Below are 16349 nucleotides of genomic sequence, written 5' to 3' on the forward strand. Positions count from 1 at the left end.
ATCTCGACTGACTTAATGCTTATGCACCCATTCAAATAACGTTATTTTAACTTTTTAATACGTTCAACTTGACTAACAACATCAGTTAGGCGAATACCAAACTTATCGTTAACCACTACCACTTCTCCGTGAGCTATTAATGTACCATTAACAAGCACGTCAAGTGACTCACCAGCTACTCGGTCTAATTCAACAACGGAGCCTTGGTTTAATTGTAGTAAATTTCTGATACTGATATTGCTACGCCCTACTTCCATAGAGATAGTCACAGGAATATCCAAAATAGCATCAAGTTTTCGCTTTTCTTCGCCGGTAATAGGCGCGTCATCAGGGGTTAGTTCTTCTAACTCAATAGTTTCGGCATTCTTTTTTGCTTCGGCTTGCTCATCGAGCGCTTCATCCCACATACTTAAATCTTCGTCTTTATCGTCACTCATACCACTGGCCTCAATTTATAATGTTGTTCAAATAGTGCAACTTAGTTTGTTTATAAGTCGTCTTCTAGCAGATGAAGTTCTGCATCACTATCAAGGCGTTTACCACCTTTAGTTAAAATAGTTAATTCAGATTTAGCTGATTCTGGCCTCTTAATTTTAGATTCAATTTTTAATGCTAAATTATCTCTACTGCGACCTAACTTAGCTCTAAAGGTTGGTAAATCTTCAATAAGCACTGTGATATTATCGGGCATTTCAATGGGGATAATATCACCGGCTCGTAACTCCATTAATTGACTTAAGGAGATGTCCACTTCAATAAATTTAGTATTGATGGCAACTGACACATCCATAATTTCATCACGTAGCGCCTTAGACCAGCGCATGTCAGTATCTTCTTTGTCACTTTGCACGCCGGCGTCAAGCAGCTCTCGAATGGGTTCAAGCATAGAGTAAGGTAGTGCTATATGAAAATCACCGCCACCGCCGTCTAACTCAATATGAAAAGAGCTAATAACCACCACTTCGGTTGGGCTGACAATATTTGCCATTGACGGGTTCACTTCTGAATCTAAATATTCAAAAGAAACATCCATCACGGGTGACCAAGCTTCTTTATAGTCTTCAAAAATAAGCTTTAATAGCATTTGAATAATGCGGCGCTCGGTTGGCGTAAATTCACGGCCTTCTATTTTGGCGTGATATCTACCATCTCCACCAAAGAAGTTATCTACGAGAATAAAAACTAGCCGCGCTTCCATAGTAATTAGCGCTGTACCTTTTAACGGACGAAAACGCACCATATTCAAACTGGTAGGTACAAACAGGGTATGTATGTACTCACCAAATTTTATCATTTGAATACCATTGATAGAGACTTCAGCGGTGCGACGCATCATATTAAATAAACTAATGCGCATATGCCGAGCAAAGCGTTCATTAACCATCTCCAAGGTTGGCATGCGGCCACGCACAATACGATCTTGTGAAGAAAAATCATAATCAGAGCTACCATCCGCTGATTGGGCAACATCTTCAACGACTTCTTCTTCATCAACATCATCAACACCATGTAATAGCGCATCAATCTCGTCTTGGGATAATAAATCACTCACTCGATAATCTCTTCTTATCTACTTTGTTTGGTTTACGGTTAATCTGTGTCGTGTTGACCAATCAATTGTTTCTGAACTCATCCACTTAAATACTGTATTTATTTGGCTGTACTTTGTGAATATAAACCTAATAGAATTAATGATTTATTGCATAACGAAGCCGGTAAAAAGTACTTTTTCTACCGTTTTATCACCTTCAACATCTGTCATTATTTTCTGTACAGCGGCTAATGATTGCTGTTTTAAAGACACTTTACCAACACTCGTTGCCAAATCATCAGCATTAGTTTGCGAAAAAATATTGAGTAAGGTACTTTCTATTAAAGGTATATGCATTTTAGCATTTTCTTCATTGTTACCGCCGCGAACCAGCAGTTGCACCCGTATTTCAACAAAACGATCTCGTGTAATGCCTGGTACATTAAAGCGAAAAGGTCTTGGCATGGCGACATATCGAGCCGTCCCGACTTTTGCGCCTGGATCTACTTCAGCGGTTTTAGTGTCACCTGCGGGAGCATTTGGATCGGCGCTCTCTTGTGTTTGCGCAGTACTATTGTCTTCTCCACCCATTAAAAAAAAGTAAGCGCCTGCACCACCGCCAAGTAAAATGACGACGGCAACAATAATGATGATCAGTTTTTTCTTTTTACCTGAGCTATCTAGCGCTAACTCGTTTTGTTTTTCGTCTGCCATGGGGGTCCTTTATATTTATAACCGTTAATCACTGATAAAATCGACCAACAAGGATATAGTATTTATGGGTAGACTATATCCTTGAATAGGCTTTGAGCCAATGTGTTTTCATCGTCTTCGCTTTATTTTAGTTAATTACGCGTAGTAATCTACGCCTGTTGCAGAAGAATTAAACAACGGTGTCGATAAAATATGCTCTATGTTATGCTCGTTGTTGTCAGGATCATTGGTTAACGATGAGCTATTACCCTGCTTCGAGGTCAAGTTTTGTTCATTATTACTTTGCTGTTGGCCTTGCTGCTCAACATTTGCCCCACCAACATCAACACCTTGTTCTGACAACATATCTCTTAGTTTATGCATATTCTGCTCTAGTGCTTCTTTTGCTTGTTGATTTTGCACGATAAAGTTAACCGACGCCTGTTCACCTTGTAAGTTAACACGCACTTGCATATTACCAAACTCTGGCGGGTCTAAAGTAATATCAAATCGCTGCAACTTCTGATTAATAGTGACTAGCACTTTTTCTTTGACCGCCTCAGCAAAGTCTTTTCTGAAAATAGAGATAGTTTCTTGTTGAAGTTGACTATTGTTTTTTTGTATCTGTGCGGTATCACTAGCAATATTATGCTTGAGTACTTCAGTGGATTGATGCTCAAAATAAGCCTCATTACTTTGTTTTGCTTGCGTATTTTGTATAGCTTGCGCTTGTAATTCAGACGCTGAGCGCATGGTGATATTATCAACAACTGGACCAACTGTTTTCACATTTTGATCGCTTGGTTTGTCACCAGCTAATAATTTAGCATCAATAAACTCTTCACTGTTTCCGTCAGGCACATGTTGTTCGCTGCTTGACGATAATATGTCTTGTTGGCTTTGGCCTTTTTGTAATTGAGCTTGCTGCGCCTGCGATTGTTGTAAAACTGAGGAAGTGCGCTCGGCTAAAGCCTTGTCTATATTCGCTTTACTTAACTGTGTTTTATCAAGCTCTGTATTTACTTCAGGTTTGAGCAACTCACTTGCTTTATTTATATTCGTATCACTATTGCCTGCTAATACTTTAGCAAGAGACTCTTTGGTTACATCTGCATCAGGCTTAAGCGGCTCCCCGACTTTATTTATATTCGCTTCATTATTGGCTGCTAATATTTTATCATTAGGGTTTTTCGTTGTAGCGCCTTCAGTTTTGACTACTTCAGCAAGGATCTCACTGGCGGTAAGGTTTGTTTTACCAATAGCATCGACAGGACGTTGATATAAGCCCGAGTTAACATTTTCAGTCAGTTGACTTTTACTGGCGAGTGACACACCAGCGGCAACCTCTGTCATTTTACTGTTTAACGGAGCAGTCGTTAATTGTTCGTTTGTTTCACTGCCATTGTTGATAGCGCCTTGGGGGGATTGCAATGACAGCTGATAGTCCTTTAACGTTTGACCACTTAATTGTGACGTTAATGCTGTGTTATTGGTTAACTGGTTCGCTGCTAAGCGCTCGTCTTTAGCCAATGCGGTTAACTTCTGCTCGCTTGTTGCTTTTAGTTTTTCAGTTTCATTGTCTGTATTAAGCAAAGCAGGTTCAACTGTTTTTTGTTTGCTATTAAGGGACGCTGTGTTAACAGTTTGCTCAGAATGACTATTTAAGAGGTCTTTACTGGTTTTAGCTGCATCAACAGATAACGCTTTATCGCTTTGATAAAGCAATGACATAAACTTTTCTGATTCAGCTAAAGAGCTTTTACCACTTAAGTCATTAGCATTTTTTTCAGCAAGTACTTTATCTTTATCTGCTAAGAGCTCTTGTTTATCGACGCTATTGTTCGTACTTAATCTAGCGTCTTCATTATTACCAGAGTTTAGTTTAGCACCTTCCTCACTGGCAATAAGTGATTTGTTCTCGTCAGCTTCTTGACTGGCGATAAATTCTTCATCACTCAGTTCACTAACCTGGGTTTTGCCGCTAGCGGTAATATTCGCACTATCGATTGCCGCCGTTTTGTTGTCTTGCGCTGCAGGATCTTTACCTTGACTATCTTTATGTTGATGGTCTTTATTTTTCTCAAGTTGATGCTGAGCAACTAAACGAGAAAAATTAGCACCTTTATTGTTATCAGTTAACCTAGCTGATAATTCTTTACTAGTTAAATCTGCTTTTAAATCAGCATCTTTTGATACAAAAGTAGGTAGAACACTCACTGATGGCATAATAACCCCAATAACTTAATCAATTTAGTCTTAATAAGAAAAATAATCTGCATATAATTAATACAACAAATAAAATAGTAAACGACAGCCACGCCATTACTTGTAGGTACAACTGAGAGGTGGCAATATTAATAAACACTATGATATCAAGCAATAAACGTTCCATGTTTACAAGTGCTATGAGCACCTAATCAATAGTTAATCTATTAACGCGATGGTCGACGGATATATTGTTGAGTCGCAATTTCATCAAACATTTTCTGTTCTGCCTTGTCTTCTGCAACGGCAATTTTTTTCAAACGTTTATCGCGCAATAATTCTACAGCTTTGACTTTCTGTCGTTGTTTGAGCCAAATGTTTTTACTTTGTTCTACTAATGCTTTTGCTTGTCGCATGGCAAGTTCAACTTGTGCAGAGGCGGTATCAAGCTTAGCAATAAATGCATGATAATGACTGTAAGTAGCGCTGTCTAAGCCTTGCTCTGCTCGTTGACTTAGGCGCTTCATGTACTCTAAACGATAATCGGCCACGCCTTGCAGCCGGTTCACATTTTGTTGATATTCATTTTCAGCAACTTTTAATTGATCAGCACAACGTTGTTCATTGTCTTGTTCGTATTTTAAAATGGTATCAAGTTGTTTCATTGCCATAGGACATTCTCTTTAGTCGATTTCATACCGTTTTATAAAAAACACTACACCTGGTTCTTGTTATAGTTGTTTCTCGTTATCACCGATTATTGTGGGCATGTGCAGCGGCAATAATTTCTTGCAGTTGCGCAATACTTTGCTCATAAGGGATCACTTCATTAATTTTTTGTTGTAGAAAGAAATTGATTACCGGTAGTACATTTATAGCCTGGTCAATGCGAGGGTCATTACCTTTGGTATAAGCCCCTATGGCAATAAGATCTTTATTTTGCTGATACAAGGCATACATTTGCTTTAACTGTTTTGCTAATTCTTGATGTTCACTGGTTGTTACCATCGGCATTACCCGCGAGATAGAGCCTTCAATATTTACTGCCGGATAGTGTCCCGCATCAGCTAACTCTCGTGATAAAACAACATGACCATCTAAAATAGCGCGAGCGGCATCAGCCACAGGGTCTTGTAAGTCATCTCCCTCTGTCAATACCGTATAAAAAGCAGTAATAGAGCCTTGCCCTTCACCACCATTACCGGCACGTTCAACCAGTTGAGGTAATTTAGAGAAAACCGACGGTGGGTAACCTTTTGTTGCTGGTGGCTCGCCTACGGCTAGGGCAATTTCACGCTGTGCTTGTGCGTAACGCGTTAACGAGTCGAGTAATAACAACACATTTAAACCTTGATCGCGAAAATACTCACTAATTTGCACGGCTGTTTCACAGCCCTTAAGACGCATAAGCGGAGAGTTATCAGCAGGGGCTGCAACAACAACTGCTCGTTTAAGTCCTTCTTCACCTAAAATTTCTTCAATAAATTCTTTTACTTCTCGACCACGTTCGCCCACTAAACCAACCACAACCACATCAGCGGTTGTACCGCGGGTCATCATCCCCATTAAAACACTTTTACCGACTCCTGAGCCGGCAAAAAGTCCCATACGCTGCCCTTTACCAATACTAATAAAGCTATTAATAGAGCGCACGCCAACATCAAGTACTTCGCTAATAGCGCGTCGTGATAACGGATTCATGGGTTTACTATCGTGGTGATAATTTTCATCGGCTTTAATAGGTCCTTTACCGTCAAGAGGCTTACCGACACCATTAATAACACGACCAAGTAACGCCATTGATAAAGGCACTCTGGCTTTACTTGAAATAGGTAATACCCGCGCCCCTGGCATAACACCACGTAAACTTTCTTCTGGCATAAGATAAGTAATATCTTGAGCAAAACCAACTACTTCTGCCAGTAAATCGCCATGTGCCGTTTCAACTAGACATTGACTACCAACATGCGCTTTAACACCAACAGCCTCAAGCGTTAAACCAACAACGCGCACTAACCGCCCAGCAACAGGCGCTTTAAAATCGTGAATATATTGTTGTTTTTTTTTAAAACGTTCGGTTAAGCGTGAGCTATCAACCATAGTGTTTATTTACCTTAGAGTAGGAGACGCCATAGAATACGACGATAAAATAGCAGACGATAAAATAAGACTTAATTGTGTAAACCCAAAAGTATAAAAGCCAACATATAAAGCCAAATAAGTACCTAAACTATTAACTTGTTAGTCCGGTTGATGTAAAGCATCCTGCAAGAAAGGTTCCAACACTTGTTTTAACCTTGCTTTCATTTGTAAGTCAATATTTGAGGTACTGTTTTCGATTTGACAGCTGCCTTGCGCTAATTGGGGGGCCGGTAATAAACGCCATCCTTGCTCAGCAATGTGCTCTGCGCCAAATTGTGCTTCAACCAGTTTAATATCACTTGGGTGTAAACATATTTGTGTTTGAGCATCACCACTTGGTAAACTTTTTATCCCCTCAGCAATAGCTGCCATTAAAATGTCAGGGTTAGTTTTTGCTTCATGTAACACTACGGCTTCCGTTAACTGCAAAACTAAGTTAAGCAACTGCTCTTCAACATTTTTTTCGACACTTGCCAGCGGCTGATGTAATTGGTCAATTAACTGTTGCCACTGGGCACTTTGTTGTTCTATTTGCTCTTTTCCTAGTGCTAAGCCTTCTTCATTACCTACTTTAATACCTTCGGCCTGCCCTTCTTCTAACCCTTTTGCTTTGCCTTCCTCATAACCTTTAGCAAAGCCTTCTTCTTTGCCTTGGGTAAAACCTTCTTCACTTGCTGCCTGACGAATATCTTCGATATCCTGTGCCGTTAACGGCACAGGATCGGCTTCTTCTTGTTCAGGCGGTTCATATACCCAATTATTTTTTTTACCTAAGGCATTTGTCTTTTCTTTATCATCCGCGCTGGGCTCATGTTGCACATTAGGTAGCGACCAAACATCGGTTTGCTCTTCTGTCGACCCTTTGATGATGCGAATAGGTGGCTTATTCATTAAAATACCTTTATTACCTTAAATGACACAAATGATTACAGTTCAATCGTTAGCTTAACTGTTTAGACTCAATGGTTAGACTAGATTATAGCGTTTAATGCTAGGCTTACTAGATAAGCGCTTAGCATAAACTAACGCTATACTATAAAAACTCGTCACCGCCGCCGCCGCCGCCAAGCATGATTTCACCCGCGTCAGAAAGTCGTCGAGCAATGGATAAAATTTCTTTTTGAGCGGTTTCTACTTCACTAATACGTACAGGGCCCATTGCTTCTAAATCATCCATCATCATTTCAGCCGCACGTTTTGACATATTACTCATTATTTTTTCTTTCAATACTTCATCAGTACCTTTAATCGCTTTCATTAACACATCTTGCTGCACTTCACGTAGAATCGCCTGCATACCGCGATCATCAACATCAACTAAGTTTTCAAAGACAAACATTAAGTCTTGAATTTGCTGACTCATTTCTTCATCGTTTTCTCTGATCGAATCCATCAACAAACCTTCAACATTCGATTCTAGATAGTTCATGATGTCTGCTGCTGCTTTTAAACCTCCCATTTTAGCTGCTTGCGCGCCCGCTTGTCCGGCAAATTGTTTTTCCATTATTTCATTTAATTCTTGCAACGCTGCAGGTTGTACTTCTTCTAAGTTAGCAATACGCATCATTAAATCTAAGCGTACTTTATCGGGAAACTGACCAACAATCTCTGCCGATTGTTCAGGGTCAAGATAAGAAAGTACAATCGTTTGAATTTGAGGATGCTCATTACGAATAATATTAGCCACTTGCTTAGAGTCCATCCATTTTAATGAATCTAAGCCTTTCGCGCCGCCCCCCATCACTATTTGGTCAATTAAGTTGCCGGCTTTGTCCTCACCTAGTGCTGCGGTTAGGGCTCTACGAACAAACTCTTCACTTTGAAAGCCTATCGTAGAGAAGTTTTGTATTTCTTGAATAAATAACTTATGCACAGCGGTTATTTTTTCTTGAGTAAAATCTTGCATACCGGCCATTACGGTGCCCACTTGTTGCACTTGCTTTGGCTCAAGGTGTTTTAGAATTTGTGCCGCATCTTCTTCTGATAAGCTCAGTAATAGTATGGCCGCTTTTTCAGCACCTTCTAATTTTTCTACATCAAAGCCTGCAGGCGCTGCGGCTAACTCACCGACTTCTTTTTTTTCATCACTCATCTTCGTTCAACCAACTTTTCACTACTTGCGATGATAATTCTGGCTCATTGGCAACTAACGCTCGAACCGCTTTTAATATATCTTCATCTCGATGAAGATCAGGTAACTGTAAACTGCCATCAGGTGCAAAACCTACTGCACCGGCATCAAAATCAGACGTTAACATATCCATGGTTTCATCACCTAAATCAATATGACCATCAAGTGATTTATCACCGTAATCATCAGGCGTTTGATCTGGGTAAATTAAACGTTTAAGCATAGGACGAACCACAGCTAAAATTAAGACTATGATAACTAAGGCACCTAATACTAATTTAAGTACTTTAATAAACCAAGGTTGTTGCCAGATAGGTAACACTATGTCAGCACCTAAATCGGGGCGATTAAAAGGTATAGTGACCACTTCTAATACATCACCACGTTGTAAATCAAAACCAATACTACCTTGTAGTAAGCGACGAATACTAGCGGTTTCAGCAGCTGAACGCGGTACTAAGCTTGTGCTTGTTCCATCAAGAGCTCCTTCAACCGGTGCTGAGCTAGCTCCAGCGACATAATCAAGCGCAACAGAAACACTAACACGTCTCACAACACCGGCTTGCTGTTTAGTATGGCTTATTGCTTCATCAAGTTCATAGTTTTTGGTTGACTCAGAATGTTTTCTACTGGGTATACTTTTTTGCTGGCCGCCCGTTGCATCTTCAGGAATAGCAGATTCCATAGGTGGTTGATTGGTTAACGCTCCTGGAATACCACCTAAAGCACCACCGACATTGCTAGTTTCAACATTCATTTCACTACGCAACGCCGGTAAATCAGAATTATAACGACGCTGTGTTTCTTCAACATTAGTAAAATCCATGGTGATATCAACTTGCGCAGTATAATTTCCTAAGCCCACTACAGGGATTAAAATACGGTCAATTTTTTCCATGTACTCTTGTTCACGCTTTTGTTCTATTTCAAATTCTTTTCTTGAACGAGATGAAATAGAGTCTTGTGAGCCAGAATTGAGTAATCGTCCATTTTGATCTGTAACCGTGACGCGATTAGGACTTAAACCTTGAACTGAAGAGGCGATAATATCGACAACCGCATCCACTTCTTCTTCTGAAAGCAGTTTACCGCGCTGCATAGTAAGTACTGCGGTTGCTGATGGGCTTTTTTCTCGGCGCGCAAATATATTTTCACGAGGTATAGCCAATAATACTTTAGCGCGGCTTATGCTTTGTAACTGCTCTATCGTTTTAGCTATTTGATTTTCTCTGCCAAACTTTAATCTTTCTCGTTCAAGACGTTGGCTTACACCAAAGCCCATATCTTGCATTAGAATATCTTCGCCTTGTGAAGGCTCTTCTGTTAATCCTTCACGGGCCAATAACAATTTTATATCTTGGTACTCATCGATAGGCACAGAAATAATGTTGTTTTCTTGACGGTAATTCACTTGATTGGCATCAAGAAAATCCATGGTGGTAATTAATTGCTTAGTCGGTAATTTTGACAGCACACGATATTCAGGTTCATTCGCCAGCATGATCACAAATATCGCAATCGCTAAACAAATAGCTAACGCGACCACGATGGTAATTTGGCGTAAAATATCAATATTACCTAATGAGGCAGAGAAGCCCGATTTTTGCTCTCCTATACCCGCACCATCAGCTTCACTGGCGATCATATCGCCATTACTATCAGCTGCAATCATTGCGTTTGTATCAGACACTTTACTTCTCCACTTACTACTGCTATTTATTTTTTTATACTCACATTGAAGTGAGAGTAAATCACCAAGAGCAAGGCGCTTGAATGAGTAATAGCTGGCCTATTGCGATTGAAAGCAACGCCGCTATTGATTATTTAATCCGCTAAAATTAGACTGGCATGCTCATTATTTCTTTATATGCTTCAACAAATTTATTACGTATTTGTACCGTTGCATCTAAGGCAATACCTGATTTAGACGACGCAATCATAACCTCGCCAAGCGTAACACTACTGTCACCCATTTCAAAAGCTCTCTTCTTATCACCAGAGTCTTTTTGTAAATCATTAACGCTATTAAGTGCTTGAGTAAGCATATCGCCAAAATTACTGCTAGATTCATTAATTTTGCCAACAGTATTACTAGCCGTACCATTGATACCAATCGCGTCAACATCAATTGCCGGTGGCTTATTACCCATGGCCTGTAATGACATACTTTGCATTTGGCTATAAAGAGAATTACTTTTGATATCCATAAGGCGCTCACTTTTGTCAATATTTTAACATTAAATAATATATAACAGTGCTCTTGCAAGCATAGTGCCAAAGAAATAATTTACATGGGGAGTGGAGTGATATCACTGTGACGATAAAGCTCAGATTATAATAACCTGAGCTTTATCGTGAATAATGAGCAGTTAATATTAGAAAAGTAACTAAGCAGGGATTTGAATACCTGAATCACGCATTTTGGCAATTTTATAGCGTAATGTTCGAGGGCTTATGCCTAAACGATCCGCTACGTCTTTTCTGCTTCCTTGACAGGCGAGCAAGGTATCTAAAATAATTTGATGTTCTTGCAGTTTAAGTTCACTGCCGAGTTTATCTTCACTACTAATACTCGTATCAGCTTCTGTAACCAAGGCAGTATCAAAATTTTCAATCAGTAAATCGTTAGCATCAATCAGTTGATTCGTATGTAAAATTAAGGCTCTTTGAATAACATTATCAAGTTCACGCACATTACCTGGCCAATGATAGGCGTTAAGTTTACTGCGTGCTGCACCTGAAAATTCAGGTATTTGTTCGCCATTATTTTGACAGTGACGAGAAACTAAGTATTGCGCTAAAACAAATATATCATCAACTCGTTCTGCTAATGGCAACCAGCTGAGCGGAAATACATTAAGGCGATAGTAAAGATCTTCTCTAAATATACCTTCATTAACCGCTGTTTTTAAGTCTCGGTTACTGGTGGCAATAACACGGACATCAAGGCTTATTACTTTTCTGCCGCCCAAGCGCTCTACTTCACGTTCTTGTAATACGCGTAAAATTTTTGCTTGTAAACTCAAGTCCATTTCGGTTATTTCATCAAGTAAGATAGTCCCCCCTTGAGCTTGTTCAAATTTACCTGGACAGGCTTGAATAGCACCGGTAAACGCGCCTTTTTCATAACCAAATAATGTTGCTTCAAGCATGTTTTCAGGAATGGCAGCGCAGTTAATGGCAATAAATGGCTGGCTGCTTCGTTTAGAGTGATTGTGCACGTACTGTGCTAACACTTCTTTACCTGAACCACTAGGACCAAGGATCATAACAGAGGCATCAGTGCTAGCCACTTTTTTAGCTAAGACAAGAAGCTCTAATGAGCGCTTATCGGCAACAATAGGATCGTTAGTATTAACCAGCGCTAGCGGAATATATTGGCTAACCATATTAAGCAATACTTGTGGGGCAAATGGTTTGGCAATATAGTTGCACGCGCCATCTTTCATCGCTTGTACCGCGTCATCTATGGTGCCATAAGCCGTCATCAATAATACCGGTAAATTTGCATACTGACTTTTAATGCTGTTGAGTAAAGATAAGCCACTCATGCCACCCATTTGTACATCACTGATGACAATATCAACCTGATGTTTTTTTAAAGCAATCAAAGCCGCTTCGCCTGAGTCAGCTTCAATACAGTGATAATCAGCTAGTGATAAGGTATCAACCAAGGCTTCACGTAAATCGGCATCATCTTCAACAACCAGTATTTTATGTTCACTCATTAGCACTCTCCTACTCGACTGCGCTTCCTTGCATTACCTTGCTCTAACAAAGGCAACTTGATAACAAAATGTGCGCCTGGGTTAGCTTGATGAGCATTTTTTTGTGCCGTATGGCTCGATTCATTTAATAAAGACACCTCACCTTGGTGAGCATTCACTACTGACTTAACTACGGCTAAACCAAGACCTGTCCCCTTACTACTTGAGGTATAAAAAGGTTGGAAAATTTTATCAGTAACATTAACGTCAATACCTGGACCATTATCTTTAAAGCTTAAATAGAGGTATGAGGCTTGGCTATATACTTGAATATTTATTTGTGGCTCAAACACTTTATTGGTATTGCTTGCAGCTAAACTACTCATTGCTTGCAATGAATTATGTAATAAGTTTTGAATAGCGCCTGACAAAGCATTCTTATTGCCTAAAATATACAGTTCGTTGTCCGGTAATTGTACGTTAACTTTAGCCTTAGCTTTATCAACTAAGGCATCAATTGAACTGACAGTATCATTAATAAGATCGCCAACACTCAGTTGAGCAACAACTTGCTCTTTACCACTTTTTGAAAACAAGAGCATATCGTTAACTTGTTGCTCTAAATCATGTAAGCGATCGTTGAGCTTTCCTTGAAACTTCAAACGCGAAGTATCGGTAAGTTTATTGGTTAATAAGTTTTCGCTGTATAAAATGGCGGCAGACAAAGGCGTACGTATTTGATGAGCTAGCGTGGAAACCATTTTACCTAACGAAGAAAGACGCTGCATTTGCGCTAGTTTATCTTGCAGTAAACGCGTTTCAGTTAAGTCTGTTATGGTGATCAACTGACCCGGCTGTGAGCCTAAATTACTGATTTCTAATTTTACTCGACGACCATCTTTAAGCGATATTTCATGCCAATCGTCTTCACGTGGCTTAAATGAACGAGCAATAACATTAAACCAAGGTTGACCAAGAATAGGCTCATCAAGTAAATTTCTAGCCACTTGGTTTATTTTAACGACAATACCATTACCATCAAGCATCACTAAACCTGTTGGCATCACTTCGATTAACTGGTCAGCTAATAAATTATAGTTAGTAGCATGCATATCTGACGTTACGTTATCCGTACTGTGATTAGTCGATAGAAAACGTGGTGAAAAATTATGCTTAGCATTATTAATAACCTGCGCCCTTAATGCGGCTAGTTCACCAGGAAAGGCTTCACGTTTAAGTAAAGAAGACTTATGTACACCAACGACATTCACTGAATGAAATACAGCATTGTCGCTAGATTCTGTCATATTGTTAGGAATTGCGGTCGATAGTGATTGTGCCATAATGTGTGCTACCCAGTAGATACTCAAAAAACTATTTAGTAACTATGAATAAGCATTTACTATGCCACTATTATTTTATCTTTAAATCAACAGGTTAACAGTAAGGTGATGTATTTATTGAACAGGGGAAGTGTCAATCTATTGACCCTGTCATTAGCAATAAGCATTACAGTAATGCTTAAGGTGTTTAGCTAGCAAGTATTTTTCAATCACTTATTAATCAATTATAAACAACTCACGAATATTTTATAAACTAGGCGCAAGCTAATAATGTTCTGTTTATGAGGCATTAGTTAACAACACATTATTCTTCACTTGGTTTTTGTAAATCATATTTACGCATTTTTTCAACCAAGGTTGTTCTTCGCATACCTAAGGTTTCTGCGGCTCTAGCAACAACATAATCATGTTTACTCAATGACTGTTTAATTAAAGAGACTTCAAGATCAGCTAAATACTCTTTTAAGTTTAAGCCATCGTTAGGTAATAAGTTAGCCTCACTAGCGCTTTGTATATGATGGCTTGCACTTTCACCAGATAGCGATTCTTCAGCTTCCACATCATCGTCTTCGTCGTCATCAAAAGCACCGAAAAGCTCATTAATAGCATCATGCTCTTGTAACTCTTCAGGATATTCTGGGTTATACGCTTGTACCTCGATATGTTGATATTTATAAGGTAATTCGCCAACATCAACAATCTGCTCACCGTACATAATTAACATACGTTCAATTAAATTTGAGAGCTCTCGTACATTACCGGCCCACGGATGTTCCATTAACGACTCAATTGCTTTTTCAGTAAAGCGAACCGTTTTATTTTGTTCTTGTTCAAAGCGACTAAGAAGCTCTTTTAGTAATAGCGGAATATCTTCTTTACGTTGACGTAGTGCCGGCGTTTCAATAGGAAAAACATTTAATCGATAATATAAATCTTCCCTAAAGCTGCCTTCTTTTATCATCTCTTCTAAATCTTGGTGGGTTGCTGCAATAATACGCACATCGGCTTTAAGGCTTTTACTACCACCAACGCGTTCAAAAGTACGTTCCTGTAAAACACGTAACAGTTTTACTTGCATCGGTTGTGGCATGTCACCTATTTCATCTAAAAACAGTGTGCCTCCCTCTGCTAATTCAAAACGACCTTTGCGCGTAGAAATAGCGCCAGTAAAAGCGCCTTTTTCATGACCAAATAATTCACTTTCAAGTAGCTCTGCTGGAATGGCGCCGCAATTAACAGGGACAAAGGCTTCTTTGGCGCGATCTGATAAATTATGAATATTGCGTGCGACTACTTCTTTACCCGTCCCCGACTCGCCCAGTACCAATACGCTAGCCGGAGTTTTTGCTACTTGTTCAATTAAAAAGCGCACCTGCGCCATGGGTTCACTACTGCCTACTAGTGAGCGAAACAAAGCACTAGCATTACGTTTGCTACCACTGCGCGGTAATTTATTGTGGTATTGATGACAATGGTGAATAAGCTCAGTGAGTTTTGCATAATTAAGCGGAACAGAAAGCGTGCCAATCACATTAACATGAGCCGTGAATAACTTAGCATCGAGTACATCGTGCAATATAAAAGGCACGCTCGGATTCACTTTAATTAATCGAGCACAATCACTATTAACATCACCGGTTAAGATAACCGTAAGAATGGGCTGATGATTAGCCAAGTACTCAGTGGCTTGCTCTTGCGCACAATGGACAAAGTGCTCACCAACAAAAGCCAGCACGGTACTAAGTTGCTGGCTTCTTGCGGGGTCATTATCAACCACTAATATCTTTTTATGACCTATGACACTCGATGCGATAGGAGTATCTGCGAGGGGAATTACTTGGCTATCATTCATACTTAATTCGTCACTACTTATTCACTACTTAGCTAACATGCTATTTTTAATATATTTTATAATGCTATAAGCAATTTTAGTTATTAATTTATATTAAGCAACAAAAAGTTGACGCATAACTGTCATTTATTTGGCATTGTTAATAAAAGTTAATTGTCGCTAGGTTGAATTAAAGCATTACGTTATTGTGCCGATAAATAGTTATGGGTACAAATAGCGATGAATTATTAGCCACTAACCTTAGAAAAAAAGCTGGGATATATTGTATTTGAAAAGTGTCAAAAAATAATGGCACAATTTATGAATAGCAAACAATAACGCTAATTAGACAAGTGTTAACGTTAGTAAGTAATGAAGTAATAGAAATAAGCTTAAGCAGAACACCCAAATATAAACCTCTAAAATAAGTGAAATAAATAATGCTAATATTAAATGGTAGTGCCCAATGCATGTTAACCAATGGCAAACAAGTTCAAGGTAACAGGCATGGCTTTAATATGTTTGTAAAACATGACGATTTAACAGCTCAATTAACCGACATTGAAAAATATCTAGTGGATAGAGGCTGGGATAATATTGAAATTACTGACAATGGCCTTATTGAGAATATTGAAGGTATTAGCCATTCAGTATTAATTGACGCCTTTAAAAAAGCGCAATCGGAAGGTCTTTCAGTGGTTATTAATAATCATGCGATAGTAAGTAGTGAGTTAAAAAGTAACGCTATAAAAAGTAACTAACTAAA

Annotated in this window: 14 protein-coding genes; 1 reads left to right on the forward strand and 13 read right to left on the reverse strand. The window is 39.1% G+C overall.

Going from position 1 to position 16349, the window contains the following annotated elements; genetic code table 11:
• Positions 1 to 41: 41 nt before the first annotated feature.
• The 13 genes from fliN to FCS21_RS10715 form a co-directional block, all read right to left on the reverse strand.
• Positions 42 to 437 (reverse strand): flagellar motor switch protein FliN, encoded by a 396-nt coding sequence (gene fliN, locus FCS21_RS10655; RefSeq protein WP_138623191.1) that lies wholly within the window; start codon positions 435 to 437, stop codon positions 42 to 44.
• A gap of 50 nt (positions 438 to 487) precedes the next feature.
• Positions 488 to 1552, reverse strand: coding sequence for a flagellar motor switch protein FliM (gene fliM, locus FCS21_RS10660; protein ID WP_138623193.1), 1065 nt, complete (start codon positions 1550 to 1552; stop codon positions 488 to 490).
• Positions 1553 to 1696: 144 nt separating this feature from the next.
• A complete protein-coding gene (gene fliL, locus FCS21_RS10665) occupies positions 1697 to 2245 on the reverse strand; it encodes a flagellar basal body-associated protein FliL (RefSeq protein WP_138623195.1) in 549 nt (182 codons plus the stop codon).
• Between the two features lie 135 nt (positions 2246 to 2380).
• On the reverse strand, positions 2381 to 4450 hold the full coding sequence (locus FCS21_RS10670) for a flagellar hook-length control protein FliK (RefSeq protein WP_138623197.1): 2070 nt from the start codon (positions 4448 to 4450) through the stop codon (positions 2381 to 2383).
• 206 nt (positions 4451 to 4656) lie between these two features.
• Positions 4657 to 5100 (reverse strand): flagellar export protein FliJ, encoded by a 444-nt coding sequence (fliJ, locus tag FCS21_RS10675; RefSeq protein WP_138623199.1) that lies wholly within the window; start codon positions 5098 to 5100, stop codon positions 4657 to 4659.
• 79 nt (positions 5101 to 5179) lie between these two features.
• Positions 5180 to 6529, reverse strand: coding sequence for a flagellar protein export ATPase FliI (gene fliI / locus FCS21_RS10680; protein WP_138623201.1), 1350 nt, complete (start codon positions 6527 to 6529; stop codon positions 5180 to 5182).
• Positions 6530 to 6670: 141 nt separating this feature from the next.
• Positions 6671 to 7462 (reverse strand): flagellar assembly protein FliH, encoded by a 792-nt coding sequence (gene fliH / locus FCS21_RS10685; protein WP_138623203.1) that lies wholly within the window; start codon positions 7460 to 7462, stop codon positions 6671 to 6673.
• Between the two features lie 142 nt (positions 7463 to 7604).
• On the reverse strand, positions 7605 to 8663 hold the full coding sequence (gene fliG, locus FCS21_RS10690; protein WP_138623205.1) for a flagellar motor switch protein FliG: 1059 nt from the start codon (positions 8661 to 8663) through the stop codon (positions 7605 to 7607).
• A complete protein-coding gene (gene fliF, locus FCS21_RS10695; protein WP_138623253.1) occupies positions 8656 to 10347 on the reverse strand; it encodes a flagellar basal-body MS-ring/collar protein FliF in 1692 nt (563 codons plus the stop codon). The genes fliG and fliF overlap by 8 nt, the downstream gene beginning before the upstream one ends.
• Before the next feature lie 193 nt (positions 10348 to 10540).
• Positions 10541 to 10909, reverse strand: a complete 369-nt coding sequence (gene fliE, locus FCS21_RS10700) for a flagellar hook-basal body complex protein FliE (protein WP_138623207.1) — start codon at positions 10907 to 10909, stop codon at positions 10541 to 10543.
• Positions 10910 to 11089: 180 nt separating this feature from the next.
• A complete protein-coding gene (locus tag FCS21_RS10705) occupies positions 11090 to 12430 on the reverse strand; it encodes a sigma-54-dependent transcriptional regulator (protein WP_138623209.1) in 1341 nt (446 codons plus the stop codon).
• Positions 12430 to 13752, reverse strand: a complete 1323-nt coding sequence (locus tag FCS21_RS10710; RefSeq protein WP_138623211.1) for a sensor histidine kinase — start codon at positions 13750 to 13752, stop codon at positions 12430 to 12432. Before FCS21_RS10710 ends, FCS21_RS10705 begins: the two co-directional genes overlap by 1 nt.
• A 304-nt stretch (positions 13753 to 14056) precedes the next feature.
• Entirely contained in the window at positions 14057 to 15604 is a 1548-nt protein-coding gene (locus FCS21_RS10715) for a sigma-54 dependent transcriptional regulator (protein ID WP_138623213.1), read from the reverse strand.
• Positions 15605 to 16023: 419 nt separating this feature from the next.
• Here FCS21_RS10715 and FCS21_RS10720 point away from each other — a divergent pair, with 419 nt between their 5' ends.
• Positions 16024 to 16344 (forward strand): hypothetical protein, encoded by a 321-nt coding sequence (locus tag FCS21_RS10720; protein WP_138623215.1) that lies wholly within the window; start codon positions 16024 to 16026, stop codon positions 16342 to 16344.
• Positions 16345 to 16349 lie beyond the last annotated feature (5 nt).

Source organism: Colwellia ponticola, assembly GCF_005885605.1.
GTDB classification, from domain to species: Bacteria; Pseudomonadota; Gammaproteobacteria; order Enterobacterales; family Alteromonadaceae; genus Colwellia; species Colwellia ponticola.